The following is a 26517-nucleotide window of genomic DNA, read 5'->3' as shown; positions in this document are numbered from 1 at the left end:
CTGCTGGTCCCGCCCGTTGTCATCATCGATTGAACGCGCCCCCGCCGGTGAGGCCTGCGTCGCCGACCTCACCGACTGTCTGGGACTGCGCCAGCCGACGGTCAGCCACCACCTGAAGGTGATGACCGAGGCGGGACTGCTGACCCGGGAACGGCGGGGGACCTGGGTCTGGTACGCCGTCGACCGCGGCGGACTGCACCGGGTGCGGGACATCCTGGGCCCGGCCCCGGTCCACGCCGCCTAGGCCGACTCCGGGGCCGTCCCCAGCGACCGCTCCCGCACCCGCGCCAAATGCCCGGCGAAGACCTCCCGGGTGTCCGGGGTCAGTGTCCGCAGGGCGATCAGGGCCGTGATCACGACGTCGCAGAGTTCCGCCTGGACGTCGTCCCAGGTGTGCGTGACGCCCTTGCGTGGGTTCTGGCCGGTCGCCCCGATCACCGCCTCGGCGACCTCGCCGACCTCCTCGGACAGCTTCAGCATGCGCAGGAGCATGGCTTCGCGGCCGTCGAGCGGACGGTTGGCCTCCAGCCAGGACCACAGCTCGTCGATGCCGGACCAGAGGTCGGGAGGGGTGGTGGCCCGTTCGGGAGGGGTGGCCTGTTCAGTCATGCGAGCAGGGTTTCATGGCACGCCAGGGGCCTACCGCGAGAACTCCTGCTCGAACAAGGCCACCTGCTCTCCCTCCCGCTCCTCCCGCAGCCGCTTGTTGCGCATGCCCACGACCACCGCGGTGCCGGCGGCCGTCGCCGCGAACGCCGCCGGGACCATCCAGCCCCGGTCGACGACATGGCCGAGCGCGTGGTCCAGGGAGAGCCGGCCGGGGCCGGTGACCGCCAGGCCCAGGGCGGCCAGGCCCAGGGTCGCCGCGTACTCGTAGCCGCCGCTCGCGTTGAAGAAGCCGTTCGGGGTGTGCACCGCGGCGGCGCCTGCCATCGCCCCGCCGGCCGCGGCGCCCGCCGCCGGGGTGGCCAGGCCGAGCGCCAGCAGCGTGCCGCCGCCCGCCTCGGCGAGCCCGGCCATCGTGGCGTTGACCCGGCCGGGCCGGTACCCCACAGACTCCATGAACTTGCCGGTGCCCTCGATGCCACCCCCGCCGAACCAGCCGAACAGCTTCTGCGCGCCGTGCGCGGCGAGCACCCCGCCGGCACCCAGCCGGAGCAGCAGCAGGCCCAGATCATGTCGGTCGTAAGCGCTCACGATGTCTCCCGTGGCAGTCGGCGGCAACAGTCCCCACCCGCGCCTCCACCGTCGCACCGGTCGCGCCCGGCGGGCCTGTCCGGGCCGCCGTTCGGGTGGCGGGGTGCCGGGAGCGGTGTGAGTCTGCCGTCATGACGATCCAACCGAAGAATCTCAGCGACCCGGTCGTCCGGGACTTCGTGACCGCCGTCAACCAGCACGACCGGGACGCCTTCATGGCGCTGCTCGCCCCGGACGCGACCATGGCGGACGACGGCTCCGACCGGGACCTCGACGACTGGGTCGACCGGGAGATCTTCCAGTCCCGCGGGCACCTTCAGGTCGACCGCGAGTCCGATGGCGGCCAGGCCCTCATCGCCCGCTACAGCAATGACACCTGGGGCGAGATGCGCACCCGGTGGCGCTTCGAGATCGACGACAGCGGACGGATCCGCCGCTTCGAGACCGGGCAGGCGTAAGACGGCAGGCGTAAGACTTCGTACGGCCCCTTGCGCTGAAGTGCGCTCCAACTCCTAGCGTCTGCCGTCATGGAGACGAACTTCAGGACCCTGGGCCGCAGTGGCATCGACGTCAGCGCGCTCGGCTTCGGCTGCTGGGCCATCGGCGGTGAATGGACCGACCCGGACGGGCAGCCGCTCGGCTGGGGCCGGGTCGACGACGAGGAGTCCGTACGGGCCGTCCGGCGCGCCCTCGACCTCGGTGTGACCTTCTTCGACACCGCCGACACCTACGGCGCCGGGCACAGCGAGCGCGTCCTGGGCCGTGCGCTGGGCAAGCGGCGGGCCGATGCCGTCGTCGCCACCAAGTGGGGCAACGTCTTCGACGAGGAGACCCGCACCCTCACCGGCGGCGACGACTCCCCGGCGTACGCGCGCCGGGCCCTGACCGCGTCACTGCGGCGTCTGGACACCGACTACATCGACCTGTACCAGCTGCACCTGTCGGAGGCCGATCCCGAACGGGCCGCCGAACTCCGGGACGCGTGCGAGGAGTTCGTGCGCGAGGGGATCGTCCGGGCCTACGCCTGGAGCACCGACGATCCGGCCCGCGCCGCCGTGTTCGCGAAGGGCGCGCACTGTACGGCCGTACAGCACCGGCTCAATGTGCTCCAGGACGCCCCCGAGATGCTGGCGCTGTGCGCGGAGTCGAACCTGGCGAGCATCAACCGCAGCCCGCTCGCCATGGGGTTGCTGACGGGCCGGCGCGCCGCCGGGCAGGCGCTGGACGCCGGGGACATCCGCAGCGCGCCGCCCGCCTGGCTGCCCGGGTTCTCGGCGGAGGGCGCCGACCCCGGGTGGCTCAAGCGGGTCGAGGCGCTCCGGGAGATCCTCACCAGCGGCGGCCGTACGCTCGCGCAGGGCGCCCTCGCCTGGATCTGGGCGCGCAGCCCGCACACGGTGCCGATCCCCGGGTTCCGTACGGTCGCGCAGGCCGAGGAGAACGCGAGGGCTCTCGCCCAAGGGCCGCTCAGCGGGGACCAGTTGGCGGAAGTCGACGGCATCCTGGGACGGTGATCCGCGCCCCGTACGTATCCGGCAGCCGTCCACGGCGCGGAGTGCACCCCGCGGTCCCGCGCGAGGCCCACCCCCAACCCGCGCCGTGGGACGGCTGCCGTTTCCCCCCTCGGTGTGGTCCGGCGGAAGCTCCGCACTCCAGCTGTGAAGTTCTTGTGGAGGCGATTTGAGCATAGGGCGCCGACCGGCCGCGATGGGGCGGACGGTCACATTCCGTATGTGTACGTTGTGAAGGCTGCGGCCTAGCCGCGGCCCACGTACGGCATGGCCGTCGCCAGGACCGTCGCGAACTGCACGTTCGCCTCAAGCGGCAGCTCCGCCATGTGCCGGACCGTGCGCGCCACATCGGCCACGTCCATCACCGGCTCGGGCGCGACCTCGCCGTTGGCCTGGAGCGCGCCGGTCTGCATGCGGGCCGTCATGTCCGTGGCCGCGTTGCCGATGTCGATCTGGCCCACCGCGATGTTGTACGGCCGCCCGTCCAGCGACAGCGACTTGGTCAGGCCCGTCAGCGCGTGCTTGGTCGCCGTGTAGGCGACGGAGTGCGGACGGGGCGTATGGGCGGAGATCGAGCCGTTGTTGATGATCCGGCCGCCCTGCGGGTCCTGCTCCTTCATCTGCCGGTACGCCGCCTGCGCGCACAGGAACGCCCCGTTGAGGTTGGTGTCCACCACGTGCCGCCAGGCGTCGTAGGGCAGCTCCTCCACCGGCACCCCGCCGGGCCCGAACGTCCCCGCGTTGTTGAACAGCAGGTCGACCCGCCCGAACCGGTCCACCGCCGCGGCGAACAGCGCGGCCACGTCCTCCGGCCGCGACACGTCCGTGCGTACGGCGAGGGCGGCGCCCTCGGGGGCCAGGGCCGCCGTCTCCTCCAGTGTGGCGGTGCGGCGGCCGGCCAGCGCCACCGACCAGCCCGCGCGCAGCAGCTCCACGGCGACCGCGCGTCCGATGCCGGAACCCGCCCCGGTCACCACGGCGGTCCTCGGCTTGCCCGTTTGCTTCGCATTCATGGGCCCGCAGCCTAGGCGAGGGTCCGCCATCCGGAACTCATCTGTCCGCCATCCGGGTGTTGTGTACGCGCCAATCGCGAGTCGTCCCCGGCCACTCCAATGCGGGGTGCATTCATTCGCCAGGGGAGGACCGGATGACACTCGAAGCAGACTCGCCACAGCACGACCCCGAACTCCGCGCCGCCGCTCGCCATTTGGGCCGGCGCCGCTTCCTCACGGTCACCGGCGCGGCCGCCGCGCTCGCCTTCGCGGTGAACCTGCCGACGGCCGGTGTCGCCGGCGCCGCCGAGCTCGACGCCGCCCGGATCACCGACGACCCCTTCACGCTCGGCGTCGCCTCCGGCGACCCGCTGCCCGGTTCCGTCCTGCTGTGGACCCGGCTCGCACCCGCCCCCTACCAGCCCGACGGCGGCCTGCCCGCCGAGCGCGTCACCGTGCACTGGGAGCTGGCCCGCGACGAGAACTTCCGCCGCCCCGTCAGACGCGGCATCGCCACCGCCCACCCCGAGTTCCACCACACGGTCCATGTCGAGGTGAACCACCTGGGCACGGACCAGGTCCTCTTCTACCGCTTCCGCGTCGGCAAGTGGATCTCCGAGACCGGCCGCACCCGCACCGCCCCCGCCCCCGCCGCCCACGGCTCCGGGCTCAAGCTCGCCGCGGTCTCCTGCCAGGCGTACCACGACGGCTACTTCACCCCCTACGGCCATCTCGCCGCCGACGACGTCGACGTCGTCTTCCACCTCGGCGACTACCTCTACGAGTACGCGGTCAACTCCGTCGGCGGCGCCCGCAACTACACCGACCGCACGCTGCCCGCCCTCTTCAACCGCGAGACCGTCACGCTGGAGGACTACCGCCTGCGCTACGCCCTCTACAAGTCCGACCCCGACCTGCGCGCCGCGCACGCCGCGCACCCCTTCGTCGTCACGTGGGACGACCACGAGACCGAGAACAACTACGCCGACGACACCCCCGAGAACAGCGTCCCGCCGGAGGAGTTCCTGCTGCGCCGGGCCTCCGCCTACCGCGCCTACTGGGAGCACCAGCCGCTGCGCCGCCCGCAGCTGCCCGAGGGCCCCGACATGCAGCTGTACCGGCGGCTGCACTGGGGCCGGCTCGCCCAGTTCGACGTGCTCGACACCAGGCAGTACCGCAGCAACCAGGCCCAGGGGGACGGCGCCAAGGTGCCCGGGCCCGAGGTCGACGACCCGGCGCGCACGATGACCGGTGCGACGCAGGAGCGGTGGCTGCTGGACGGCTGGCAGCGGTCGCGGGCGGTGTGGAACGTCGTCCCGCAGCAGGTCGTCTTCTCGCAGCGCAAGTTCGACCTGACCGAGCCGTCCCGGGTCTCGATGGACGCCTGGGACGGCTACCGCGCCTCCCGCCGCCGGGTCCTGGACGGCGCCGAGGCCGCCGGGGTGGAGAACCTGATGGTGCTCACCGGCGATGTGCACGTCGGGTACGCCTTCGACATCAAGGACGACTTCGACGACCCGGCCTCGCGGGTGCGGGGCACCGAGATCGTGGCGACCTCGATCGCCAGCGGCCGGGACGGCGCCGACCGCCCCGCGAACTGGAACACTTACATGGCCGCCAACCCGCACCTGCGGTTCTACAACGGCCGGCGCGGCTATGTGACCGTCGCGCTGGACGAGCGGCGGGCGCGGGCGGACTTCAAGACGGTGCCGTACGTGACCACGCCCGGGGCGCCGGTCACGACGGCCGCGTCCTTCGTCACGGAGGCGGGGGAGCCGGGGCTCAGGCCGGCGTGAGCACGGGCGCGCCGGGCTCGCCCTCGGTCTCCCCGTTCGCGCCGGTCGCGCCGGCCTCGCTCGGGTAGCGGACGCCGACGCGGTCCCGGATCGCGTCGAGCGTCCGCATCACGGCGAGGGTGCCGTCCAGCGGGACGAGCGGGGACTCGGTCTCCCCGGCCCGCAGGGCGCGCATCACCTCGGTGGCCTCGTGGCGCAGGCTGTTGCGGGGGCCGTCGGCCGGGTCGGCGGCGAACTTCTCGGGGTCGCGGCCGTCCCGGTGCAGCACGAAGTGGTCCGGGAAGAAGAAGCCGGAGGGAATGTCGATCCGGCCGAGCGAGCCGGTGACCGACGCCGAGGTCGCCGTACCGCCGACGATGGAGCAGTGCACCGAAGCGAGAGCGCCGCTCTCCCAGGAGAGCAGTGCTCCGGTCTGGAGATCAACGCCCTCGTCGGAGAGCACCGCTCTTGCGGCGATGTCCGAGGGCTCCCCGAGCAGCAATTGCGCGAACGACACCGGGTAGACCCCGAGATCGAGCAGCGCGCCCCCGCCCTGGAGCGGGTCGCGCAGGCGGTGCGAGGGCGGGAAGGGCCCGGCGAGCCCGAAGTCGGCCTGCACACTGCGCACTTCACCGACCGCCCCGTCGTCGACGAGCGCCTTCACCTTCCTGACCAGCGGATTGCAGTACATCCACATCGCCTCCATCAGGAAGCTCCCGCGCGCCCGGGCGAGGGCGACCAGCTCCTCGGCCTCGCGCGAGTTCAGCGTGAACGCCTTCTCGCACAGCACGTTCCGGCCGGCCTCCAGACACAGCCCGGCGGCGGCCCGGTGCGCCGAGTGCGGGGTGGCGACGTAGACGACGTCGACGTCCTCGTCCGCCGCGAGCGCGGCCCAGTCGCCGTACGCCCGCGCGATCCCGAAGCGCTCCGCGAACGCGTCCGCCGACGCCTGCGACCGAGAGGCCACCGCCACGACCTCCGCGTCCGGCAGGTCGACCAGATCCGCCGTGAACGCGGCCGCGATCCCGCCGGTCGCCAGGATCCCCCAGCACACCCTCTGCTCCGTCATCCCCGAACCCCGCCCTTGCTGTAGTGACCCTCGGCACTGCGTTCGAGCTGAGAGCATAGGTGCCGTATCGCGAGGAGAGGGAGGGCACATGCCCGACAGCGGGGCGTCCAGGGCATCCATACCGAACGAGACGCAGGCGGCCGTACCGAAGACGGAACCGGCCGCCCGCGTCATGCGGCGCACCGGACTGCTCGTCACCTTCGTCCTCGGCGGCCTGACCGCCACGCCCCCGCTGGCCATGGACATGTACCTCCCGGCCCTCCCGCAGGTCACCGGCGCCCTGAACGCCCCTGCCGCCACCGTCCAGCTCACCCTCACCGCCTGTCTGGCCGGCATGGCGCTCGGCCAGCTCGTGGTCGGCCCGATGAGCGATCGATGGGGCCGCCGGCGCCCGCTGCTCATCGGCCTCGCCGTCTACGTCGTCGCCACCGCCCTGTGCGCGTTCGCGCCCACCGTCGAGGCCCTGGTCGCCTTCCGGCTGGCGCAGGGTCTCGCGGGTGCGGCCGGGATCGTGATCGCGCGTGCGGTCGTCCGTGACCTCTACGACGGCATCGCGATGGCCCGCTTCTTCTCCACGCTCATGCTGATCTCCGGGGTCGCGCCGATCATCGCGCCGCTGATCGGCGGGCAGATCCTGCGGGTGACGGACTGGCGGGGCGTGTTCGTCGTCCTGACGGTGGTCGGGGCGCTGCTCGCGGGGCTGGTGTGGGCGCGGCTGCCGGAGACGCTGGCGCCCGCCGACCGCCACGAGGGAGGCGTGGGCGAGGCCCTGCGCTCGATGCGGGGGCTGCTGGCGGACCGGGCCTTCGCGGGCTACATGCTGACGGGCGGGTTCTCCTTCGCGGCGCTGTTCGCGTACATCGCCGCGTCGCCGTTCGTGATCCAGGAGATCTACGGTGCCTCGCCGCAGACCTTCAGCCTGCTGTTCGGGCTGAACTCGATCGGGCTGGTCATCGTCGGCCAGATCAACGGCAAGGTGCTGGTGGGACGGGTCAGCCTGGACGCGGTGCTGACGGCCGGTCTGGGCGTGGTGGTGCTGGCGGCGAGCGCGCTGCTGCTGATGTCGACGGGGGTGTTCGGCGAGGTGGGCCTGGTGCCGGTTGCCGCGGCGCTTTTCGTCCTGATGTCGGCCATGGGTGTGACCCTGCCCAACACCCAGACCCTCGCGCTGCTGCGGACGAAGCAGTCGGCGGGTTCGGCGTCGGCGCTGCTGGGTACGTCGTCGTTTCTGATCGGCGCGGTGGTCTCCCCCTTGGTGGGGGTCGCCGGGGAGGACACCGCGGTCCCGATGGCCGTCGTCCAACTGGCCGCCGCACTGGTGGCGTCGGCCTGCTTCGTGGGAATGTGCCGTCCCTGGCACCGGCGGACCAGCGGTCAGGGGCGTGTGAGCGTGGAGGGAGCGGGGAGCTGAGCGCACCGAGACTGCGCGGCGGCACACCGGAGCGGGCGGGGCTCGACCCGGCGGAGCTCGGCCGTCTCGTCGACGATGTCCGGGCCCTCACCACGGGTGAGCGGCCCTGGGCGGCGGGCGCGGTGGTGATCGCCGGACGGGGCCCCTGCGTCGCCGTGGAGGAAGCGGCGGGCTGGGCGGTCCGCTATGCCTCCTACGAACCCGAGACGGACACGGGCGTGGAGCTGCCGTCCGCCGCCCGGGTACCGATGACCGTGACGACCCCCTTCGATCTGGCCTCGCTCACCAAGGTGTTCACCGCGGTCGCGGCGGTGCAGCAGATCGAGCGGGGCACGCTCGGCATCGACGCGGAGGTGGGCGCGTATCTGCCCGACTTCCGCGGAGCGGCGCGGTTCGGGGTGACGGTACGGCAGCTGCTGACGCACACCTCCGGGCTGCGGCCCGAACTTCCGCTGTACTCCTGCGCGGACGACGCGGAGAGGCTGGCGCGGCTGCAGGCGGAGGTGCCGGTGGGGGTGCCGGGGACGTACTGCTACTCGGATCTCAACCCGCTGGTGCTGCAGCACGTGCTGGAGCGGATCACCGGGCGTGGCCTGGACGTGCTGATCCACGACGGCATCACCCGGCCGCTCGGGATGACGGCTACGCGTTTTGGCCCCTGCCCCGGTGCGGCGGCGACGGAGTACCAGCGGCGGCCCTGGGCGAAGGCGGACCGCGGGATGCTGCGGGGGGTGGTGCACGACGAGAACGCGTGGGCGCTGGGCGGGGTGGCGGGACATGCGGGGCTGTTCTCGACGGCGCGCGATCTGGCGGTGTTCTGCCGGGCGCTGCTCGCGGGCGGCTCGTACGGTCCCGCGCGCATCCTCGGCCCGGACTTCGTGGAACTGCTGCTGACGCCGCCCGGGTTGGGGTTCGCGCTGGATCAGACTGGGTTCATGGGGGAGCTGGCGGGGCGGGGGGCGGCGGGGCACACCGGCTTCACGGGGACGATGCTGGTGCTGGACCGGGCCACGGACACGTTCCTGGTCCTGCTGGCCAACACGGTGCACCCCCGGCGCCGGCCCGCGGACAGCCGCCCCCGGGCGGCGGCGGGGACGCGGGTGGCTCGGGCGGTACGGGAACGCTGACGCGGGGGGCGCGGGGGGGCGGGGGTACGGGGGTACGGCAGCGGTGCCGGGGACTTTCCTCGCCCCCGCCGCCCCTACCCGTCCCATCCTCCAGGGGCTGCGCCCCTTCGACCCCGCTTCAGGGGCTGCGCCCCTTCGACCCCGCCGCAGGGGGCTCTGCCCCCTGGACCCCCGCTCCTCAAACGCCGGAGGGGCTGGAATCCGGACGGCATTCTGTCCGCGCGGGCGATATTAGAATCGGTGGGTGAATCACCCCGCTGCCCCGGCCGATACCCTGCGTGCCGCTCTCGCCGGTCTGCTCGACGGGCTCCCGCCCCGGCAGGCCGCCGCTGCCGTTGAGCGGCTGATCGCCAGTTATCGCGGGGCCACCCCTACCCACGCCCCGATCCTCCGGGACCGCGCCGACGTCGTCGCGTATGCCGCCTACCGCATGCCCGCGACCTTCGAGGCGGTGCACGCCGCTCTGGAGGCGCTCGCCGAGGCCGCCCCCGAGTGGGTTCCGGCGAGCCACATCGATGTCGGGGGCGGCACCGGTGCCGCGACCTGGGCCGTCAGCGCGACCTGGCCCGCCGAGCGGAGCGTCACCGTGCTGGACTGGGCCGAGCCCGCCCTCGCCCTCGGCCGGGAGATCGCCGCCGCCAACCCGGCCCTGCGCGACGTCCGCTGGCAGCGCTCTCGTATCGGATCAGCGCTCTCCATCGAGAGCACCGATCTCGTCACCATCTCCTACGTCCTCAACGAGCTCGCGGAAGCCGATCGCGCCACCCTCGTCGACACCGCCGCCTCCGCCGCCCAGGCCGTCGTCATCGTCGAACCCGGCACCCCCGACGGCTACACCCGGCTCATCGAGGCCCGGCAGCGGCTCATCGCGGCCGGTTTCCGGATCGCCGCCCCCTGCCCCCACAGCGCCGCCTGCCCCATCGTCCCCGGCACCGACTGGTGCCACTTCTCGACGAGGGTCAGCCGCTCCTCCCTGCACCGCCAGATCAAGGGCGGCTCCCTCGCCTACGAGGACGAGAAGTTCGCCTACGTCGCCGCCACCCGCTTCCCGGCCACCCCCGCCCCCTCCCGCGTCGTCCGCAAGCCCCAGATCCGCAAGCGCCAGGTCCTCCTCGACCTGTGCGAGACGGACCCGGCCCTCACCCGCACCACGGTCACCAAACGCCACGGCGACCTCTACAAGGCGGCCCGGGACGCGGCCTGGGGCGACCCCTGGCCCCCGGCCGACGACGCCTAGCAGCTCCGACTCCGGCGAGACGCGGCGTCTTGTCTACCTGGTAGGTTCGGAGCATGGCCAAGAACCTCGCCCCCGACTCCACCCGCCGCAGTGAGAAGTCCCGCCGGGCCATCTACGACGCCGCCCTCGCCCTCGTCGGGGAGGTCGGGTACCCCAAGACCACGATCGAGGGGATCGCCGCCCGCGCCGGGGTCGGCAAGCAGACCATCTACCGCTGGTGGTCCTCCAAGGCCGAGGTGCTCATGGAGGCGTTCCTCGACCTGGGCGAGCAGGTGAACCGGGAGGCCGGGCAGGAGCCGTACACCATCCCCGACACCGGTGACCTCGCCGCCGATCTCAAGGCCGTGCTCCGCGCCACCGTCGACGAGCTCAAGGACCCCCGCTTCGAGGTGCCCTCCCGTGCGCTCGCCGCCGAGGGCGTCGTCAATGAACAGCTCGGGCGCGCGTTCGTCGCCAAGCTCCTCGAACCCTCGCTCCAGCTCTACGTCGAGCGCCTGCGTTCCGCCCAGGACGCCGGGGACGTCCGTCCGGACGTCGATCCGCGCATCGCCCTGGAGCTGTTCGTCTCACCTCTCGCGCAGCGGTGGCTGCAGTACACCGGGCCCATCTCCCACGAGTACACCGACACCCTCGTCGACTACGCCCTCCACGGCATCGCCCCCCGCTGAACCCCCTGCTGAGATCGCCGGAGAGCCGCCCGCGCCAGCCGCCCCGGCGCATCCGTGATCACCCCGTCGCAGCCCAGCGCCAGCACCCGGTCCCGCTGGGCCGGCGTCATCACCGTGTGTGCCCACACCCGGGGGATCCCGGACCGTACCGCCCGCCGCAGATCCCCGTCCCGCGCCCGGTGGTCCACGTCCAGCACATCCACGTACGACCGCCAGCGAGCAGGGCGGTCCGTGCGCAGCTGACGGGCCGAGCGCCACAGCTGCGTCACCAGGCCCAGCCGGTCCGCCCGCCACGCCACCGTCGGGTCGTTCGTGTTCACCAGCACCGAGCGGGTCAGGTCCCGGGCGCGGATCAGCCGGGCCAGCCGGTCCAGGGCCGCCGGGTCCTTCGCCTCCAGCATCAGCACGATCCGGCCGCCGAACCGGTCCAGCACCTCCGCCACCGTCGGCGGCCGCTCCGGACGCCAGCGGCCCGGCAGGGACGGCGCCGGACGCAGCCGTACCGCCCGCCAGTCGCCGGCGTCCAGGGACCGCACCGCTCCGGACCGGCCCGTCGTGCGCCGCAGGGTCGGGTCGTGCAGGACCACCGGAGTCCCGTCGCGCAGCAGGCGCGTGTCGAAGTCCAGGACGTGGGCCGTCCCGCGCCGGTACGCCGCCATCAGCCCCGACATGCTGTTCTCGGGGACCTCACGGGCGCCGCCGCGATGGGCGACGTACGTGATGCGGGGGAGGGCGTCGACGGTCAGCGGGGCCGGTCCCCACTCCAGTGGGGCCGGGGAGATCAGGGAGGCCGTGCACGCCACGGTCGCGGTCAGTGCGGTCCAGGTGACCATGGCGACACCGTAGAGGCGTAAATCCTGTCAAAGCATGCAATGACACTCGATCCCGGGCCTCGCCCCACCTACCCCTGTTGTCGGCTACGGCCCCCCGGAGCGCACGATGGTGGGACGATAAGGCATGCTGTGTCGCACGACGGCGAGGCGAGGAGATAGATGAGCGCGGAGTTCGGCGACCGAGGCCCTCAGAGCAAACTCTCCCGGTGGCTGCGCGGCCGCCGCCCTCAGCAGACCACCGGCGACGGCGGTCGTGAGGCTCTGCTGCTCGCCGCCGCCTCGGCGGGACTGCCGCTCGCGCCCGCCGCATACCCGGCGCCCGGCTACCGCTGCTCCTGCGACCGCGTCGGCTGTCCGACCCCCGCCCAGCACCCCGTGTCGTTCGCCTGGCAGACGCAGTCCACCACCGAACGCTCCCAGATCGAGCGCTGGGCCCGCAATCAGCCGCAGGCCAACTTCATCACCGCCACCGGCATGGTCCACGACGTCCTGGACGTCCCCCTGGAAGCGGGCCGTGAGGCCCTCGGCCGGCTCCTCGACGCCGGTATCGAGGTCGGCCCCGTCGCCGAGAGCGACGCCGGCCGCATGCTCTTCTTCACCCTCACCCGCGGCACCCCCGAGGACGAGGACGAGTGGTGGCCCTGCGAGCTGGACTGCCACCCCGAGACGATGGACGAGCATCCGGGTCTACGGTGGCACTGCCGCGGTTCGTACGTCCTGGTGCCGCCCGCCCGCCTGACCGGCGACGACCAGCACGTGCGCTGGGTACGCGGGCCCGAGCATCCCCTGCCGGATCCGCTCACCCTGCTGGAGGTCCTCACCGACGTAGGCGCCCGCCACGCCGACCAGGAATCCGGCCCGGCGCAGCCCGCCTGGCCCTCGCGCCGCTGACCCGAAGAGCACCCGCGCTACTCGCCCTTGGCGCCCGTCAGACCCTCGATCCGGCCCAGCACCGACACGTTGTCCGTGCCCTTCACCGGGTCCAGCGCCACCTCGTTCGAGACGAACTCCATCGTCAGCGACTGCTTGATCTCGCCCTTCGTCAGGGCCTGTACGTCCTTGTTGGGGGTGGGCACCGAGGTGCCCGGGGCGGCCGTCTGCTTCTGGTAGTGGTGCGTGGTGAAGAACACCAGCGCCCCGCCGTCCGTCGTGCGCAGCGCCAGCGGCCGGTAGTCGCCCTCGGTCAGCGGCTCGTCGATGTACTGGGTGACCAGGCCCGGCTTCTCCGCGTTCTTCGCGCGCTTGTCCCGCCAGCCGGAGGTGTGACTGCCGTTGGCGAAGATGGCCCCGCCGCCCTTGAGGTAGGTCGTGTACGACGAGCTCAAGTCGCCGGGTGCGACGGCCAGTTCGGTGGAGTTCGGGTCCACAGCCTCGGCCCAGCCGTCCTTGTCCAGCTTGAACTCCGGCATCTCGTCGGGCGCCACCAGTGTCAAGTAGGCGGCCTCCCACGGGTCTTCGAGGGCGCCCCGGGTGAACACCAGCAGCCAACGGGAGTCACCGCCGCGGTTGGCCCGGACGTCGGCCAGGAACCAGCGCGGCCAGCCCGGCTTCTTGGGGATGGTGAACTCGGCGTCGGTGAACTCCAGCGGGGAGTGGCCGGGGTTGCCGTCGGGGTTGTTGGCCCGGCCCGCCTTCAGCCGCGCCTCGTCGATGTCGCCGAGCGCGCCGGTGACATGGTCGGCGTCCAGGGAGCTGTCGTACGCCTTGTCGGCGGCGTTGTACGCGGCGGTGAAGTCCTTCAGCGCCTCCGCGGCCTCGGCCCGGGTGGCGGCGGGGATCAACTCCCGTTCCCCGTGCACCACGACGCACCCGCTCGCCGTCAGCGACAAAGCGGTCACGGAAGCTGCTGTCAGCACCCTCCGGTCAAGCCTGCGGAGCCTACGAGGGCTGCGATCCCTGCTCATCGGGTCCTTTCACCTTCCCCTTCCCGGAGGCGAACCCTACCGGGCGACCAGCCCCCGGGAAGCGGGGGCCCGTGATGTTTCAATTCCCCCGTGACTGATTACGACGTGCTCCGGGTCTTCTGCGGGCCGCGCGGTGGATACGGCAATGAGCTGGGCGTCGTCCGCGAGGGCTCGGTGCTGCCGGAGCCGGAGGAGCGGCAGGCGTTCGCGGCGAAACTCGGGTTCAGCGAGACCGTGTTCGTCGATGATCCCGAGCGCGGGGTCATCGACATCTACACGCCCGGCGTCCGCTTGCCGTTCGCGGGGCATCCCTGCGTCGGCGCTGCCTGGCTCCTGGACGTCCCGGAACTGGTGACGCCCGCGGGGGTGGTCGGTGCCCGGCAGGACGGGGAGTTCTCCTGGATCGAGGCCCGGCCGGAGTGGGCGCCCGCGCGCACCCTGCGGCAGTACGCGACCGCTGACGAGGTCGACGCGCTGGCGGTGCCCGCCCCGGGGGAGTGGATCTACGCCTGGGCGTGGGAGGACGAGGCGGCGGGCCGGGTGCGTGCGCGGGGCTTTCCCGGCCGGGGCGACGGGATCGAGGAGGACGAGGCCACCGGCGCGGCGGCGCTGCTGCTGACGGAACGACTGGGCCGCGCCCTCAACATCACCCAGGGCGCGGGCTCCCAGCTGCTCACGGCCCCGCAGCCGGACGGCTGGGTGGAACTGGGTGGCCGGGTCGTCCTGGAACGCTGACCGGGTTCACGCCAGTTCACGCCGAGAGCGGGAACTCCTCGCCCAGCGCCCGGAAGACCGCCGTGTTCAGGGCGAACGCCCGCTTGCACTCGGCCACCACGCGCTGCTTCTCCAGGTCGTCCGCCCGGACCGCGTCCAGCAGTTCCCGGTAACCCCGCTTGAAGGCCGCCGGGTTGGTGATCTCCTCGAAGACGTAGAAGCGGACGCCGTCGCCCTTCTTCTCGAAGCCCCAGGTCTTCTCCGCCTTGTCGCGGATGATCTGGCCGCCGGAGAGGTCGCCGAGGTAGCGGGTGTAGTGGTGGGCGATGTAGCCCGCCGGCCACTCCCGGGCGCACTCGCGGACCCGGTCCGCGTACGCCCGCGTCGCCGGAAGCGCCGATGCGCCCGCCCGCCACTCGGGCCCCCGCAGATGCGCCAGGTCCTTCTCCAGCGCGCGCAGCCGGAACAGCTCCGGCTGGATGAACGGCCCCGCCACCGGATCGGACGCCAGCCGTCCGGCCTCGCTCTCGAGTGCGTCGTAGACGAACCACAGCTGCTCGGTGTAGCGCGCGTAGGCGTCGATGCCGAGGTGTCCGCCGAGCAGGTCGCTCATGAACGTCGAGGTCTCCGCCTCCACGTGCTGCTCGTGCGAAGCGGTGCGGATGACGGTCGAGAAGGAGTCCATGCCGCACATCCTCCGAGTAAGGCTTACCTAAGTCAATAGGTTGCCGACGCGCTGTCGGTAAAAGCGTACAAGAAAAAACCCGCCCCCAGCAGGGGCGGGTTCCCGGGTCGCTACGGCAGCGTGAGGATCTCCGCGCCGGTCTCCGTCACCACCAGCGTGTGTTCGAACTGCGCCGTCCGCTTGCGGTCCTTCGTCACGACCGTCCAGCCGTCGTCCCACATGTCGTACTCGTGCGTGCCCAGCGTCAGCATCGGCTCGATCGTGAAGGTCATCCCGGGCTGGATGACCGTGGTCGCGTGCGGACTGTCGTAGTGCGGGATGATCAGGCCGGAGTGGAAGGACGAGTTGATGCCGTGGCCGGTGAAGTCGCGGACCACGCCGTAGCCGAAGCGCTTGGCGTACGACTCGATGACCCGGCCGATGACATTGATCTGGCGGCCAGGCTTGACCGCCTTGATGGCGCGGTTCAGGGACTCGCGGGTGCGCTCCACCAGCAGGCGGCTCTCCTCGTCCACCTCCCCGACCAGGTACGTCGCGTTGTTGTCGCCGTGCACCCCGCCGATGTACGCCGTCACGTCGAGGTTGACGATGTCGCCGTCGCGCAGCACCGTGGAGTCCGGGATGCCGTGGCAGATCACCTCGTTGAGGCTGGTGCACAGCGACTTCGGGAAGCCCCGGTAGCCGAGCGTCGACGGGTAGGCGCCGTGGTCGCACATGTACTCGTGCGCCACCTTGTCCAGTGCGTCGGTGGTGACCCCGGGCGCGATCAGCTTCGCCGCCTCGGCCATCGCCCGCGCGGCGATCCGGCCGGCGACACGCATCGCCTCGATGGTCTCCGGAGTCTGCACCTCCGGGCCCGAGTACGGCGTCGGCGCGGGCTTGCCGACGTACTCGGGACGGCGGATGTTTCCGGGTACGGAACGGGTGGGAGACAGCTCCCCTGGTACGAGCAGCGACTGGCCAGACATGCCAGCGAGTCTAACGAGCCGCGGTGGGGGAACATGTCCGTGGCGAGAGGAGCTGGTCATGGCCTTGTTCAAGAAGCGCACCGTCGGAAAGCCGGGCGAGTGGTACTACTGCCTGGAGCACAAGAAGGTCGAGGAGGGTCCGGACTGCCCCGGCAAGGACCGCTTCGGCCCGTACGCCTCCCGCAGGGAGGCCGAGCACGCGATGGAGACCGCCCGCGAGCGCAACGTCCAGTGGGAGAACGACCCCAACTGGCACGACGCCCCCAAGGGCGCCGACGACACCTGATCAGGACTCGGCCGGAGCCGACGCCCGGGCCGCCGTGCGCTGGTCACGCACGCTCTTCGCGTGCTCGCTCGTCCGGGCGTCGTACGTCATCAGCTTCGGCAGGCACAGCGCCAGCAGCCCCACCGCCCCGGCGCACAGCAGACCACCGGACCACACCGACGCCCGCACGCCCCACCACGCGGCGAAACCGCCCGACCTGACCTGGCCGAGCGTCGGCCCGACCGAGTACGACAGCAACTCGATCCCGGCGAGCCGCCCCCGCAGCTCGTCCGGGATGGTCTGGTTCCACATCACCCCGCGGAAGATCCCGCTGACCATGTCGCAGCCGCCCGCCACGGTCAGGAACAGCAGCACCAGCCAGACATTGCCCACGACCCCGGCGGCCGCGATCGCCACGCCCCACAGCGCGGCCGCCAGCACCACCATCCGCCCGTGCCGATGGATCCGCCCGGTCCAGCCGCTGGTCACGCTCACCAGCAGCGACCCGAGCGGCAGCGCCGCGTACATCAACCCCAGCGCCCACTCCGCGTGCAGCTCGTCCGCCAGGAACGGCAGCAGCGCCAGCGGCATCGCCAGGAACATCGCGGCCAGGTCGATGGCATAGGTGCCGAGGAGTTCCTTGCGGCTCCACGCGTACCGGGCGCCCTCCGCGATCGCCTTCAGCGACGGCTTCGCGGCCTCGTGCGCGGCGGGGGAGGAGGCGAGCGGGAGGATCAGTACGACGGACACGACGAAGGTCAGCAGGTCGGCGGCGTAGGCCCAGCCCAGACCCGCGTACGCCACGACCACACCCGCCACCGCCGGGCCCGCGACCCCGCCGACCGTCCAGCGCAGCGCGTTCAGGGAGGCGGCGGCCGGGAGGTGGTCATGGGCCACGATCCGCGGCCACAGCGAGTCCAGCGCCGGGCGCTGCACGGACACCAGCGCCGAAGAGAGGGCCGCGACGACATACAGCGGCCATACGGCGGGCTCCGGCAGCAGGGCGTTCACCAGCAGCGCCACGCTCAGCACTCCCTGGCCCGCCTCGGTCCAGATGATCAGGCCGCGCTTGTCGAGCGAGTCGGCGAGCGCCCCGCCGTACAGGCCGAAGACGATCAGCGGGATGACCTCCACCGCGCCGATCGCCCCGACGGCCGCCGCGGAGCCGGTCAGCTCCTTGACCTGCACCGGCAGCGCCACGAACGTCAGAAAACTGCCGAAGCCGGAGACCAGCCCCGACAGCCACAGCCGCCGGAAGTCGGCGGAGGCCCGCCAGGGGGACAGATCGGGAAGGAAGGAACTCACGAGAGGCCATGCTCGGCAGGGAGGAGGGAGCGGGGCAACTTCTTTTCGCCTCGGCTACTTCTCGCTGCGGCTGCTTTTCGCCGCGTCGGTCACCAGCGCGCCGGTGGCGGTGCCGTCAACTGGTCCGCCAGGGCCGACAAGCGGTCGCGGAAGCGACGGCGGGCCCGGGGGGAGGGGACGGAGTTCTCCCCGGCCGCCGCGCTCACCAGATGCTGCACCGTGTCCAGGTCCAGATCCGGGGCCTCCGGCACCGCGAGCGACTCGTGCGCCATCGTCGTCAGATCGCCGTTGCTGTTGCTGTCGCTGTCGCCGGAGCTCAGTGCCAGGACCGTCGCCCCGGCCCGCCGAGCGTCGTGCACCCGCTCCAGCAATTCCGCGTCCGGCCCCTGCGGCGACACCACCAGCAGCGTCTCCCCGCGCCGCGCCGCCGCGAGCCGCCCCAGCCCGACCGCCAGATGCGCCGGATCCTCGGCGCGCGCGTCATGCCGTACCAGCGTCGGCGTCAGTTCCGGGGTGCCCGACCACGCGGCCTCGTCCACCAGGTGCGCCGCGAGATGCCACGGCTCGTACTCCGGCGTCCCGACCAGCAACAGCCCTCCGCCGTGGGAGACCACCGAACCCCGCAGCACACCCGCGAACCTCCGCGTGGCCCCCAACCACTCGGTCCCGGCGAGCACTTCACGCAGCAGCGCGACCCGTACGGCGTCCATGGCCCCGCATCCTGCCGCACCGGGCCACCCGGGACCGGCAGTTCACCCCGAATTCCCCCAACCTGGGGACGCGGTACGACATGTCGGCATCTTCCGGCGGGTGCCCGTGACGCGGCTCACCTGCTCCTGGCCTGGGCCGAGGGGCCGTCGGCGCGGACGTACAGTCGGGCCATGACCTCTACCGACAGTGCTGCACAGAAGGCCCCCGCCAAGGACCCCTGGGACCTTCCCGATGTCTCCGGGCTCGTCGTCGGCGTGCTCGGCGGGACCGGGCCGCAGGGCAAGGGCCTGGCCTACCGGCTCGCCAAGGCCGGCCAGAAGGTGATCATCGGTTCCCGCGCGGCGGACCGCGCGCGGACGGCCGCCGAGGAACTCGGGCACGGTGTCGAGGGCGCCGACAACGCCGAGTGCGCCCGCCGCAGCGACATCGTGATCGTCGCCGTGCCGTGGGAGGGCCACGGCAAGACCCTGGAGTCGCTGCGCGAGGAACTCGCCGGGAAGCTGGTCGTCGACTGCGTCAACCCGCTCGGCTTCGACAAGCAGGGCGCCTACGCGCTGAAGCCGGAGGAGGGCAGCGCCGCCGAGCAGGCCGCGGCCCTGCTGCCGGACTCCCGGGTCACGGCCGCCTTCCACCATCTGTCGGCGGTGCTGCTCCAGGACCCCGCGATCGACGAGATCGACACCGATGTGATGGTCCTCGGCGAGGCGCGCGCGGACGTGGAGACCGTCCAGGCGCTGGCCGGCCGCATCCCCGGCATGCGCGGCATCTTCGCCGGGCGGCTGCGCAACGCCCACCAGGTCGAGTCCCTGGTCGCCAACCTGATCTCCGTCAACCGGCGCTACAAGGCGCACGCGGGGCTCCGCATCACGGACGTATGAGGGGATGGGGGACACTGGAGGTCGTCGTACCGCAGTGTCCCCCCGACAGGAGCCCCCCGCATGCCCCGCCTCGCCCTCTACGCTCTGATCGTCTGCCTCCTCGCGGTGGCCGCCGCGGTCGTCTCCTTCGTGCAGGGCAGCTTCCTGGGGATCGTCTGGGTGCTGCTGGCGGGGCTGTCGTCCAACATGTGCTGGTACTACCTGAAGCGCCAGAAGGCCGCCGCCTACCAGAAGCGGTAGAGGTCCCAGCCGAGCGCCGTCTCCAGCTCGCTCACCCCGAGGGCGCGCAGCACCGCGTCGACCAGGTCGAAGAACCCGCTGTTGACCGCGGGCAGCCACAGCAGCGCGAACACGAACAGCAGCCCGAACGGCGCGAACGGCTCCACCTGGCGCCGGACGCTGTACGGCAGCCAGGGCTCGATGACGCCGTAGCCGTCCAGGCCCGGGACCGGCAGGAAGTTCAGGATCGCCGCCGTGACCTGGAGCAGGGCGAGGAAGGCGAGCGCGACCCGGAAGTCGTCGGGCACGCCGTCCAGCGCGCCGAGCCAGAAGGGTGCCGTGCACACGGCCGCGAACAGCAGGTTCGTCAGCGGGCCCGCCGCCGAGATCAGGCTGTGCCGCCACCGCCCCTGGATCCGCCCGCGCTCGATGAAGACGGCACCGCCGGGCAGACCGATCCCGCCCATGATCACGAAGAGGACGGGGAGGACGATGCTCAGCAGGGCGTGGGTGTACTTCAGAGGGTTCAGCGTGAGGTAGCCCTTCGCGCCGACCGTGATGTCACCGCTGTGCAGGGCGGTGCGCGCGTGGGCGTACTCGTGCAGGCACAGGGAGACGATCCAGGCCGCCGTCACGAACAGGAACACGGCGAGCCCCGGCTGCTCGGCGAACCCGGTCCAGGTGGCCCAGCCGGTCACCGCCGTGACAGCGAGGATGCCCACGAAGACGGGGCTCATCCGCCGGTCGCTGTGGCGGGTGGTGATGGCGGTCATGCGGCTCCCTGAACTGGTCGGCACGCGGTGTGCTGCCGCCCGACCGTACCGGGCGCACCGGGAAAACGTCTCGCGGGCCGGCCTTGGTTCCGGAGAAGGTGGGGGGGATGGGGATCTGGCACGTGTTCTACGCGGACTGGCAGATGGAGTGCTGCGGCACACCGTTCTCCGTCGGCGACGAGGTGAGCTGGCCGCTGCTGCTCAACGACTCCGGGGACCTCCTGGACGGCGACTGGGACGACGAGCTGGCGAAGGTCGTCGGGGAGGTGGCGGACGTGGAGGGCATCCGGGTCCTCCGGGAGGAGACGGGACTGACCGTGGCCCTGCACGAGGACCCCGTCGACGTCATGCCACCGGAGTCCCTCGGCGAGGACCGGCCGGGCGACTGGGTCCGCCTGGTCGGACTGCTCACGGTGGAACGGCACGGCGGCGAGTGGCCCGAGGCCCGGGGGCGGGTACGGGCCCTCCGGGTGGTGAGCCAGGAGTACGCCGAGACCGACCCAGGTTCCCGCACCTGGCATCCGGTGCCGGGCACGCGTTCACTGCGCCCGGTGAAGACCTGCCCGAAGTGGTTCACCGACCCCGACCCACCCACCCCGGGCCGCGGGCGGAGAGAGACGGGAGCACTGGTGACCTTGGAGATCCCGGGGCACGGGTGAGCCCGAGTCTTGGGCCGCAAGGATCCCGGGTCCGTCGGGCCGCGGGTGGCTCGGGGGTCTTGGGGGCCGGGAATCCGGGGCTGTCGGGCCGCCTGCAGCCACCAGACCGGTCCGGGAACCGGGGGCCGTCGGACCACCCGTGGCTCTGGGGGGCCTTGGTCGCCAGGATCCTGCAGCCACCAGACCGTCCAGGAGCCTGGGGCCGCCGGACTGCCGGGCCGCCGGTGCTCTGGGGTCACGGGCCCCCAGGACCCTGGGGTCACGGGCCCCCAGGACCCTGGGGTCACGGGCCCCCAGGACCCTGGGGATCTCGGACTGTCAGGAATCCAAAGCCGCCGGGCCGCCTGGAGCCGTCGCACCGCCAGGAACCGGGGCCGTCGCACCGCCAGGAACCGGGGCCGTCGCACCGTCAGGAACCGGGCCGCCGAAGCGCCAGGAATCCGGAGCCGCCGAACGCCCAGGAACCAAGGCCCGCCGGACCGCCGGTGACCCCCGAGATCCCGGCCCCCCAGCCCGCCCCGCGCTCACCCCCCGCCCACCGGAGACAATGGACCCCGTGCGCTATCGCATCCTCGGTACTACTCAGGCCCTTCGCCCCGATGGCGCCCCCCTCCCGGTCGGTGGGGCGCGGTTGCGGGCGTTGCTCAGTGTGCTCGCTCTGCGGGGCGGACGGGCCGTGCCCGTGCAGGTGCTCGTGGACGAGGTGTGGGGCGCGGATCCGCCCGCCGACGCCGCGGGGGCGTTGCAGGCGCTCGTCGGACGGCTGCGCCGGGTGCTCGGCGCCGAGGCCGTCGAATCCGTCGACGGCGGGTACCGGCTGGCCGCCGGCCCCGACGACATCGACCTGCACCGTTTTGAACGGCTCACCGCCGACGGCATCCGCGCCCTCGCCGACGGCGACCCCGCCAAGGCCGCCGGCGTCCTCGACGACGCCCTCGCCCTGTGGCGCGGCCCCGCCCTCGCCGACCTCCCCGACCGCGCCGCCGAGGCCGCCCGCTGGGAGACCCGGCGCCTGGACGCCCTGCGCGCCCGGCACACCGCCGCCCTCGCGCTCGGCCAGGCCGAGACCGCGCTGCCGGAACTGACCACCCTGTGCGACACCCATCCGCTCGACGAGCCGCTGCAGGCACTACGCCTGCGCGCGCTGCGCGACACCGGCCGAGCCGCCGAGGCGCTGGCCGCCTACGACGACGTACGACACCTCCTCGCCGAGCAGCTGGGATCCGACCCCGGGGCCGAACTGCGGGAACTGCACGCCGAGTTGCTGAAACCTGCGGCTCCCTCCACACCCGGCAACCTGCGCGCCCGGCTCACCTCCTTCGTCGGCCGGGAAGCCGACATCGAGGCCATCCGCGGGGACCTCGGCCGCGCCCGGCTGGTCACGCTGCTCGGACCCGGCGGCGCCGGCAAGACCCGGCTGTCGCAGGAGGCCGCCGAAACGCTCCGGGACACCGCCCGCGACGGGGTCTGGCTGGCCGAGCTGGCACCCGTCGACGACCCGGCCGCCGTACCGGAGGCCGTGCTGACCGCCGTGGGCGCCCGCGAGACCGTGCTGTACGGCGCCGGTGCCGAGGAGTTCCGCAGCGCCGTCGCCGACCGGCACGACGACCCGCTCGACCGGCTGGTGGAGCACTGCGCCCGGCGCCGCATGCTGATCGTCCTCGACAACTGCGAACATGTCGTCGACGCCGCCGCCCGGCTCGCGGACCACCTGCTGGCCCGCTGTCCCGGCCTGACCGTCCTGGCCACCAGCCGCGAACCCCTCGGCGTACCGGGTGAGGTGCTGCGGCCGGTGGAGCCGCTGCCGCAGCCGTACGCGCTGCGGCTGTTCGCCGACCGCGGGGCCGCCGCCCGGCCCGGGTTCAGCGTCGACGACGACCCCGAGGCCTGCGCCGAGATCTGCCGCCGCCTCGACGGACTGCCCCTGGCCATCGAACTCGCCGCCGCCCGGCTGCGGATGCTCACCCCCCGCCAGATCGCCGACCGGCTCGACGACCGCTTCCGGCTGCTCACCTCCGGCAGCCGGACCGTGCTGCCCCGCCAGCAGACCCTCAGGGCAGTCGTCGACTGGTCCTGGGACCTGCTCGACGAGGACGAACGCGCGGTCCTGAGCCGGCTGTCCGTGTTCGCCGGCGGCTGCGACCTGCCCGCCGCCGAGGCCGTGTGCGGACCGGCCGCCCTCGACGCGCTCGGCTCCCTCGTCGACAAATCCCTGGTGGTGGCCGCCCCTTCGGGCGACGGCGCCATGCGCTACCGGCTCCTGGAGACCGTCGCGGAGTACGCGGGCGAGCGCCTGGACGAGGCCGGGCAGCGGCCCCGCGCCGAGCGCGCGCATCTGACGTACTACCGCGAACTCGCCCGCACCACCGACCCGTTGCTGCGCGGCCCGCGCCAACTGGAGTCCGTGGAACGGCTCCAGCGGGAGTACGAGAACCTGCGCACCGCCCTGCGGCACGCCGTCGCCGAACGCGACGAGCAGGAGGCGGTCACCCTGGTGCTGTCGCTGGCCTGGTACTGGCAGATGCGCGACCTCAGGATCGAGGCCCGCGGCTGGTGCGCGGAGGTGATGACACTCGGCCCCGACCCGTTCGCCGAGCCCCTGCGCCGGGCGGAGCCGGTCTGGCGGCGCGTCACCGCGGAGCCGCCCCCGTACACCGGCGAGGTGCTGACGGAGGCGCGGCGCGGGGTCCATCTGGCCCATCTCGCCTGCATGGACACCGAGATCGCCGCCTGGCAGAACCCGACCGCCCAGCAGAAGCTGCGCACCATCGCCGAGGTCTACGAGCCCGGCCTGCCGCAGACCTGCCGCAGCCCCGGCCTGCTCGCGATCTTCGCCGTGATGCTCACCGGCGACATCGACCGGGTCGGCACGATCCTCGACGCCGCCGTGGAGACCTGCCGCCGCACCCCCGGCTACGACTGGGAACTGGCCGCCACCCTGCAGATGCGGGCCAACCTCCTCGCCCACCGCCCCGGCCGCGCGGCGGCCGCCGCCCAGGACGCCGACGAGTCGCTGGCCATCTACCGGCGGCTCGGTGACGCCTGGGGCAGCGCCGAGGCGCTGGCGGCGCGCGGCGAGGCCCGCGAGCGCAAGGGCGCCTTCCTGGAGGCCGCCGCCGACTACGAGGCGGCCGTCGAACACGCCCGCCGCCTCGGCGCGCACGCCCAGGAGGCCGTCCTGTCCGCCCGGCTGGCCGGCGCGCTGCTGGAGGGCGGGCAGCCCGAGGAGGGCGAACGCCTGCTGCGGGAGGTCATCGACGGACTGGACGGCGGGCACAGCGAGGCGATGCCGTTCAGCCGGGTCATCCTCGCCGGCTGGCTCAGCATCACCGGCCGTACCGCCGAGGCCCGCGAGCAGATGCGGCTGTTGCGCGAGGACTTCGGCCTCGCCCAGTTCCATGTCTTCGACGCCTTCATCCTCAGCGGGGAGGCCTGGCTGGACGCCTCCGACGGGCTCCACGACCAGGCCCGGGAGAAGCTGCGGCGCGCCCTGGAGCAGGCGGACGATCCGCTGTCGCAGGCCATGGCCCCGCAGCTGGTCTCGGGGTGCCTGGTCATCGCCGCCGTGGCGCTGGCCCCGAGCGCCCCGCTCGACGCGGCCCGCTGTCTCGGGGCCGCGGAGGCGCTGTGGCCGCCGGGGCACCGGAACTCCACGCTGGAACGCGAGTGCCGGGACCGGGCGGTGGCCGCGGTGCGCGCGGTCCTCGACGACGAGGCGTACGAGGCCGGGTTCGCCGAGGGCGGCGACCTCACCGCGAAGGAGGCCGCCGCCCTGGTGTGACCGTCAGGTCTTGGTGCGGAACTTGTGGATGGCGATCGGCGCCATGACCGCGGTGAGCAGGACCGACCAGCCGAGCGTCAGCCACAGGTCATGGGCGACCGGACCGCCGTTCATCAGTCCGCGGGCCGCGTCGGCGAGGGCGGACAGCGGGTTGTAGTCGGTGAAGTTCTGCAGCCAGCCCGGCATCGACTCGGTCGGCGCGAAGATCGACGAGCCGAACTGGAGCGGCATCAGCACCAGGAAGCCCATCGCCTGCACGGACTGGGCGTTCTTCATCACCACGCCGAGGGTGAGGAAGACCCACATCAGCGCCGAGCCGAACGCCACGGACAGGGCCACGGAGGCGAGCAGTCCGGCCCAGCTGGTGATGTCGAACCCCACGAGCAGGGCCACGATCATCAGGACGGCGGTGGCGAACAGCATCCGCAGCAGCTCGACGGCGATCTTCGCGAACAGCACCGAGCCGCGGCCGATCGGCAGCGACCGGAAGCGGTCCATGACGCCGGTGTTGAAGTCCTGGTTGAAGCCGGTGCCCACCCCCTGCGCCATGGTCATGCCCATCATGGCGAGCATGCCCGGCACGACGTACTGCACGTACGCCTCCTGCCCGCCGCCCAGGGACTGCCCGATGGAGCCGCCGAAGACGTACACGAACAGCAGGGTGAAGACGATCGGGAAGAGCACGGCGTCGGCCATCGACTCCGGGTCCTGCCGGATCCAGAGCAGATTGCGCCGGACGAGCGCGCCGGTGTGCCGGAGGTGGCCGCGCACCGGGATGCGGGCGTCGGCCGTGGTGACGGTGGTGGCGCTCATACGGCGACCTCCTCGCGGTTGTCGGTGGGTACGGCGTCCTGCGGGGCACTGGCGCGGTGGCCGGTGAGGGACAGGAACACCTCGTCGAGGCTGGGCAGTTCGGTGGTGACGGAGGAGAGCGTGACGCCCCGTGCGGTCACCGCGCCGACGACGGCGGTGAGCTGCTCGTCGCTGAGGATGGGCACCAGCAGGGCGCCGCGGTCGGTGTCGACGGTGGTGGTGGCGAGCCCGGTGATGCCGAGGCCGTCGAGGTGGGAGGCGAGCGGTCGCAGCTGCAGCGGATCGGCCGGGCGTACGCGCAGGGTCCGCCCGCCGACCTTCGCCTTCAGCTCCTCGATGCCGCCCTTGGCGATGACCTTGCCCCGGTCGACGACCGTCAGCTCGTCGGCGAGCTGCTCGGCCTCCTCCATGTACTGGGTGGTCAGCAGCACGGTGACGCCGTCGCCGACCATGGTCTTGACCTCGGCCCAGACCTCGTTGCGGGTGCGGGGATCGAGCCCGGTGGTCGGCTCGTCCAGATACAGCACGGCCGGATGCCCGATCATCGAGGCGGCGAGGTCGAGGCGCCGCCGCATACCGCCGGAGTAGGTGGCGGCGGGCCGCTTCCCGGCGTCGGTCAGCGAGAACCGCTCCAGCAGCTCGTCCGCCCGCGCACGGGCGTCCCGCCGGGACAGGTCGAGCAGCCGCCCGATGAGGTACAGGTTCTCCCAGCCCGGCAGCTTCTCGTCCACGGAGGCGTACTGCCCGGTCAGTCCGATCACCCGGCGCAGCTGCCGGGGCTGCCGTACGACGTCGTACCCGGCCACCGTGGCCTGCCCGGAGTCGGGCGCGAGCAGGGTGGACAGGATCCGCACGAGGGTGGTCTTCCCGGCCCCGTTGGGCCCGAGCACCCCCATCACGGTGCCCTCCCGCACGTCCAGATCCACTCCGTCCAGCGCCTTGGTCTCGCCGTAGTGCTTGACCAGCCCCCGCACGGTGACGGCACGCCCGGCGCCGCCCTTCCCATCGATTCGCGTCATGCC

General features: G+C 72.6%; 28 protein-coding genes. 15 read left to right on the top strand and 13 right to left on the bottom strand.

Annotated features, from left to right (window positions below; all coding sequences use genetic code 11):
• The first annotated feature begins 16 nt into the window (after window positions 1-16).
• A complete protein-coding gene (locus ACWD11_RS06685) occupies window positions 17-244 on the top strand; it encodes an ArsR/SmtB family transcription factor (RefSeq protein WP_451281660.1) in 228 nt (75 codons plus the stop codon).
• On the opposite strand, the gene ACWD11_RS06680 is transcribed toward ACWD11_RS06685, so the two are convergent.
• Window positions 241-609 (bottom strand): MazG-like family protein, encoded by a 369-nt coding sequence (locus tag ACWD11_RS06680; RefSeq protein WP_389416354.1) that lies wholly within the window; start codon window positions 607-609, stop codon window positions 241-243. The two genes, ACWD11_RS06685 and ACWD11_RS06680, sit on opposite strands and share 4 nt — an antisense overlap.
• Window positions 610-639: 30 nt before the next feature.
• Entirely contained in the window at window positions 640-1197 is a 558-nt protein-coding gene (locus ACWD11_RS06675; RefSeq protein ID WP_389416355.1) for a DoxX family protein, read from the bottom strand.
• A gap of 131 nt (window positions 1198-1328) precedes the next feature.
• Between ACWD11_RS06675 and ACWD11_RS06670 the strand changes: the two genes are divergently transcribed.
• Window positions 1329-1655 (top strand): nuclear transport factor 2-like protein, encoded by a 327-nt coding sequence (locus tag ACWD11_RS06670; protein WP_389416356.1) that lies wholly within the window; start codon window positions 1329-1331, stop codon window positions 1653-1655.
• 69 nt (window positions 1656-1724) lie between these two features.
• Complete coding sequence (locus ACWD11_RS06665) at window positions 1725-2711, top strand: aldo/keto reductase (RefSeq protein ID WP_451281657.1); 987 nt, start codon at window positions 1725-1727, stop codon at window positions 2709-2711.
• Window positions 2712-2953: 242 nt separating this feature from the next.
• On the opposite strand, the gene ACWD11_RS06660 is transcribed toward ACWD11_RS06665, so the two are convergent.
• Window positions 2954-3721 (bottom strand): SDR family oxidoreductase, encoded by a 768-nt coding sequence (locus tag ACWD11_RS06660; RefSeq protein WP_389416358.1) that lies wholly within the window; start codon window positions 3719-3721, stop codon window positions 2954-2956.
• A gap of 134 nt (window positions 3722-3855) precedes the next feature.
• Between ACWD11_RS06660 and ACWD11_RS06655 the strand changes: the two genes are divergently transcribed.
• Window positions 3856-5496 (top strand): alkaline phosphatase D family protein, encoded by a 1641-nt coding sequence (locus ACWD11_RS06655; RefSeq protein WP_389416359.1) that lies wholly within the window; start codon window positions 3856-3858, stop codon window positions 5494-5496.
• Here the strand turns inward: ACWD11_RS06655 and ACWD11_RS06650 are convergent.
• Window positions 5483-6544 carry a Gfo/Idh/MocA family protein gene (locus ACWD11_RS06650; RefSeq protein ID WP_451281655.1) on the bottom strand — a complete coding sequence of 354 codons (1062 nt, stop codon included), beginning with the start codon at window positions 6542-6544 and terminating at the stop codon, window positions 5483-5485. The genes ACWD11_RS06655 and ACWD11_RS06650 overlap by 14 nt on opposite strands.
• 88 nt (window positions 6545-6632) lie before the next feature.
• On the opposite strand from ACWD11_RS06650, the gene ACWD11_RS06645 reads away from it, so the two are divergent.
• The 4 genes from ACWD11_RS06645 to ACWD11_RS06630 all read left to right on the top strand — a co-directional run bounded on the left by ACWD11_RS06645 (window position 6633) and on the right by ACWD11_RS06630 (window position 10987).
• Window positions 6633-7955, top strand: a complete 1323-nt coding sequence (locus ACWD11_RS06645) for a multidrug effflux MFS transporter (RefSeq protein WP_451281653.1) — start codon at window positions 6633-6635, stop codon at window positions 7953-7955.
• Window positions 7889-9082 carry a serine hydrolase domain-containing protein gene (locus ACWD11_RS06640; RefSeq protein WP_451281651.1) on the top strand — a complete coding sequence of 398 codons (1194 nt, stop codon included), beginning with the start codon at window positions 7889-7891 and terminating at the stop codon, window positions 9080-9082. The genes ACWD11_RS06645 and ACWD11_RS06640 overlap by 67 nt, the downstream gene beginning before the upstream one ends.
• A 244-nt stretch (window positions 9083-9326) precedes the next feature.
• Window positions 9327-10319: a small ribosomal subunit Rsm22 family protein gene (locus ACWD11_RS06635; RefSeq protein ID WP_451281649.1), complete on the top strand. Its 993-nt coding sequence runs from the start codon at window positions 9327-9329 to the stop codon at window positions 10317-10319.
• A gap of 53 nt (window positions 10320-10372) precedes the next feature.
• A complete protein-coding gene (locus tag ACWD11_RS06630; protein ID WP_451281647.1) occupies window positions 10373-10987 on the top strand; it encodes a TetR/AcrR family transcriptional regulator in 615 nt (204 codons plus the stop codon).
• Here the strand turns inward: ACWD11_RS06630 and ACWD11_RS06625 are convergent.
• A complete protein-coding gene (locus ACWD11_RS06625) occupies window positions 10957-11820 on the bottom strand; it encodes a glycerophosphodiester phosphodiesterase (protein ID WP_451281645.1) in 864 nt (287 codons plus the stop codon). The two genes, ACWD11_RS06630 and ACWD11_RS06625, sit on opposite strands and share 31 nt — an antisense overlap.
• A 159-nt stretch (window positions 11821-11979) precedes the next feature.
• Between ACWD11_RS06625 and ACWD11_RS06620 the strand changes: the two genes are divergently transcribed.
• Window positions 11980-12711 (top strand): bifunctional DNA primase/polymerase, encoded by a 732-nt coding sequence (locus tag ACWD11_RS06620; RefSeq protein WP_389416366.1) that lies wholly within the window; start codon window positions 11980-11982, stop codon window positions 12709-12711.
• Between the two features lie 17 nt (window positions 12712-12728).
• Here ACWD11_RS06620 and ACWD11_RS06615 read toward each other — a convergent pair whose 3' ends face one another.
• Window positions 12729-13724: a hypothetical protein gene (locus tag ACWD11_RS06615; protein WP_389416367.1), complete on the bottom strand. Its 996-nt coding sequence runs from the start codon at window positions 13722-13724 to the stop codon at window positions 12729-12731.
• 90 nt (window positions 13725-13814) lie between these two features.
• On the opposite strand from ACWD11_RS06615, the gene ACWD11_RS06610 reads away from it, so the two are divergent.
• A complete protein-coding gene (locus ACWD11_RS06610; RefSeq protein WP_451281643.1) occupies window positions 13815-14459 on the top strand; it encodes a PhzF family phenazine biosynthesis protein in 645 nt (214 codons plus the stop codon).
• Between the two features lie 16 nt (window positions 14460-14475).
• Here the strand turns inward: ACWD11_RS06610 and ACWD11_RS06605 are convergent, their stop codons facing one another.
• Both ACWD11_RS06605 and map read right to left on the bottom strand, forming a co-directional pair.
• Window positions 14476-15123, bottom strand: a complete 648-nt coding sequence (locus tag ACWD11_RS06605) for a biliverdin-producing heme oxygenase (RefSeq protein ID WP_451281641.1) — start codon at window positions 15121-15123, stop codon at window positions 14476-14478.
• 110 nt (window positions 15124-15233) lie between these two features.
• On the bottom strand, window positions 15234-16091 hold the full coding sequence (map, locus tag ACWD11_RS06600) for a type I methionyl aminopeptidase (protein WP_389416370.1): 858 nt from the start codon (window positions 16089-16091) through the stop codon (window positions 15234-15236).
• A gap of 58 nt (window positions 16092-16149) precedes the next feature.
• Between map and ACWD11_RS06595 the strand changes: the two genes are divergently transcribed.
• The gene (locus ACWD11_RS06595; RefSeq protein WP_389416371.1) at window positions 16150-16377 is read left to right on the top strand and encodes a hypothetical protein; all 228 of its coding nucleotides are present in this window, start codon (window positions 16150-16152) and stop codon (window positions 16375-16377) included.
• Here ACWD11_RS06595 and ACWD11_RS06590 read toward each other — a convergent pair whose 3' ends face one another.
• A complete protein-coding gene (locus ACWD11_RS06590; protein WP_451281638.1) occupies window positions 16378-17661 on the bottom strand; it encodes an MFS transporter in 1284 nt (427 codons plus the stop codon).
• Between the two features lie 89 nt (window positions 17662-17750).
• Window positions 17751-18371 carry a hypothetical protein gene (locus ACWD11_RS06585; RefSeq protein ID WP_451281636.1) on the bottom strand — a complete coding sequence of 207 codons (621 nt, stop codon included), beginning with the start codon at window positions 18369-18371 and terminating at the stop codon, window positions 17751-17753.
• A gap of 171 nt (window positions 18372-18542) precedes the next feature.
• Here ACWD11_RS06585 and npdG point away from each other — a divergent pair, with 171 nt between their 5' ends.
• Window positions 18543-19250 (top strand): NADPH-dependent F420 reductase, encoded by a 708-nt coding sequence (gene npdG / locus ACWD11_RS06580; protein ID WP_389416374.1) that lies wholly within the window; start codon window positions 18543-18545, stop codon window positions 19248-19250.
• Window positions 19251-19310: 60 nt separating this feature from the next.
• The gene (locus tag ACWD11_RS06575; RefSeq protein WP_389416375.1) at window positions 19311-19490 is read left to right on the top strand and encodes a hypothetical protein; all 180 of its coding nucleotides are present in this window, start codon (window positions 19311-19313) and stop codon (window positions 19488-19490) included.
• On the opposite strand, the gene ACWD11_RS06570 is transcribed toward ACWD11_RS06575, so the two are convergent.
• Entirely contained in the window at window positions 19475-20242 is a 768-nt protein-coding gene (locus tag ACWD11_RS06570; RefSeq protein WP_451281634.1) for a site-2 protease family protein, read from the bottom strand. The two genes, ACWD11_RS06575 and ACWD11_RS06570, sit on opposite strands and share 16 nt — an antisense overlap.
• Window positions 20243-20349: 107 nt before the next feature.
• Between ACWD11_RS06570 and ACWD11_RS06565 the strand changes: the two genes are divergently transcribed.
• Both ACWD11_RS06565 and ACWD11_RS06560 read left to right on the top strand, forming a co-directional pair.
• Window positions 20350-20901, top strand: a complete 552-nt coding sequence (locus ACWD11_RS06565; RefSeq protein WP_451281632.1) for a DUF6578 domain-containing protein — start codon at window positions 20350-20352, stop codon at window positions 20899-20901.
• 547 nt (window positions 20902-21448) lie between these two features.
• A complete protein-coding gene (locus tag ACWD11_RS06560; RefSeq protein ID WP_451281630.1) occupies window positions 21449-24682 on the top strand; it encodes a BTAD domain-containing putative transcriptional regulator in 3234 nt (1077 codons plus the stop codon).
• Window positions 24683-24685: 3 nt separating this feature from the next.
• On the opposite strand, the gene ACWD11_RS06555 is transcribed toward ACWD11_RS06560, so the two are convergent.
• Window positions 24686-25495, bottom strand: a complete 810-nt coding sequence (locus ACWD11_RS06555) for an ABC transporter permease (RefSeq protein WP_389416379.1) — start codon at window positions 25493-25495, stop codon at window positions 24686-24688.
• Window positions 25492-26514, bottom strand: a complete 1023-nt coding sequence (locus ACWD11_RS06550) for an ATP-binding cassette domain-containing protein (RefSeq protein ID WP_389416380.1) — start codon at window positions 26512-26514, stop codon at window positions 25492-25494. The genes ACWD11_RS06555 and ACWD11_RS06550 overlap by 4 nt, the downstream gene beginning before the upstream one ends.
• Window positions 26515-26517 lie beyond the last annotated feature (3 nt).

This window comes from Streptomyces sp. NPDC002776, assembly GCF_053592195.1.
The sequence above is the reverse complement of the archived record's forward strand: the minus strand, read 5'-3'. Positions and strand labels throughout refer to the sequence as shown.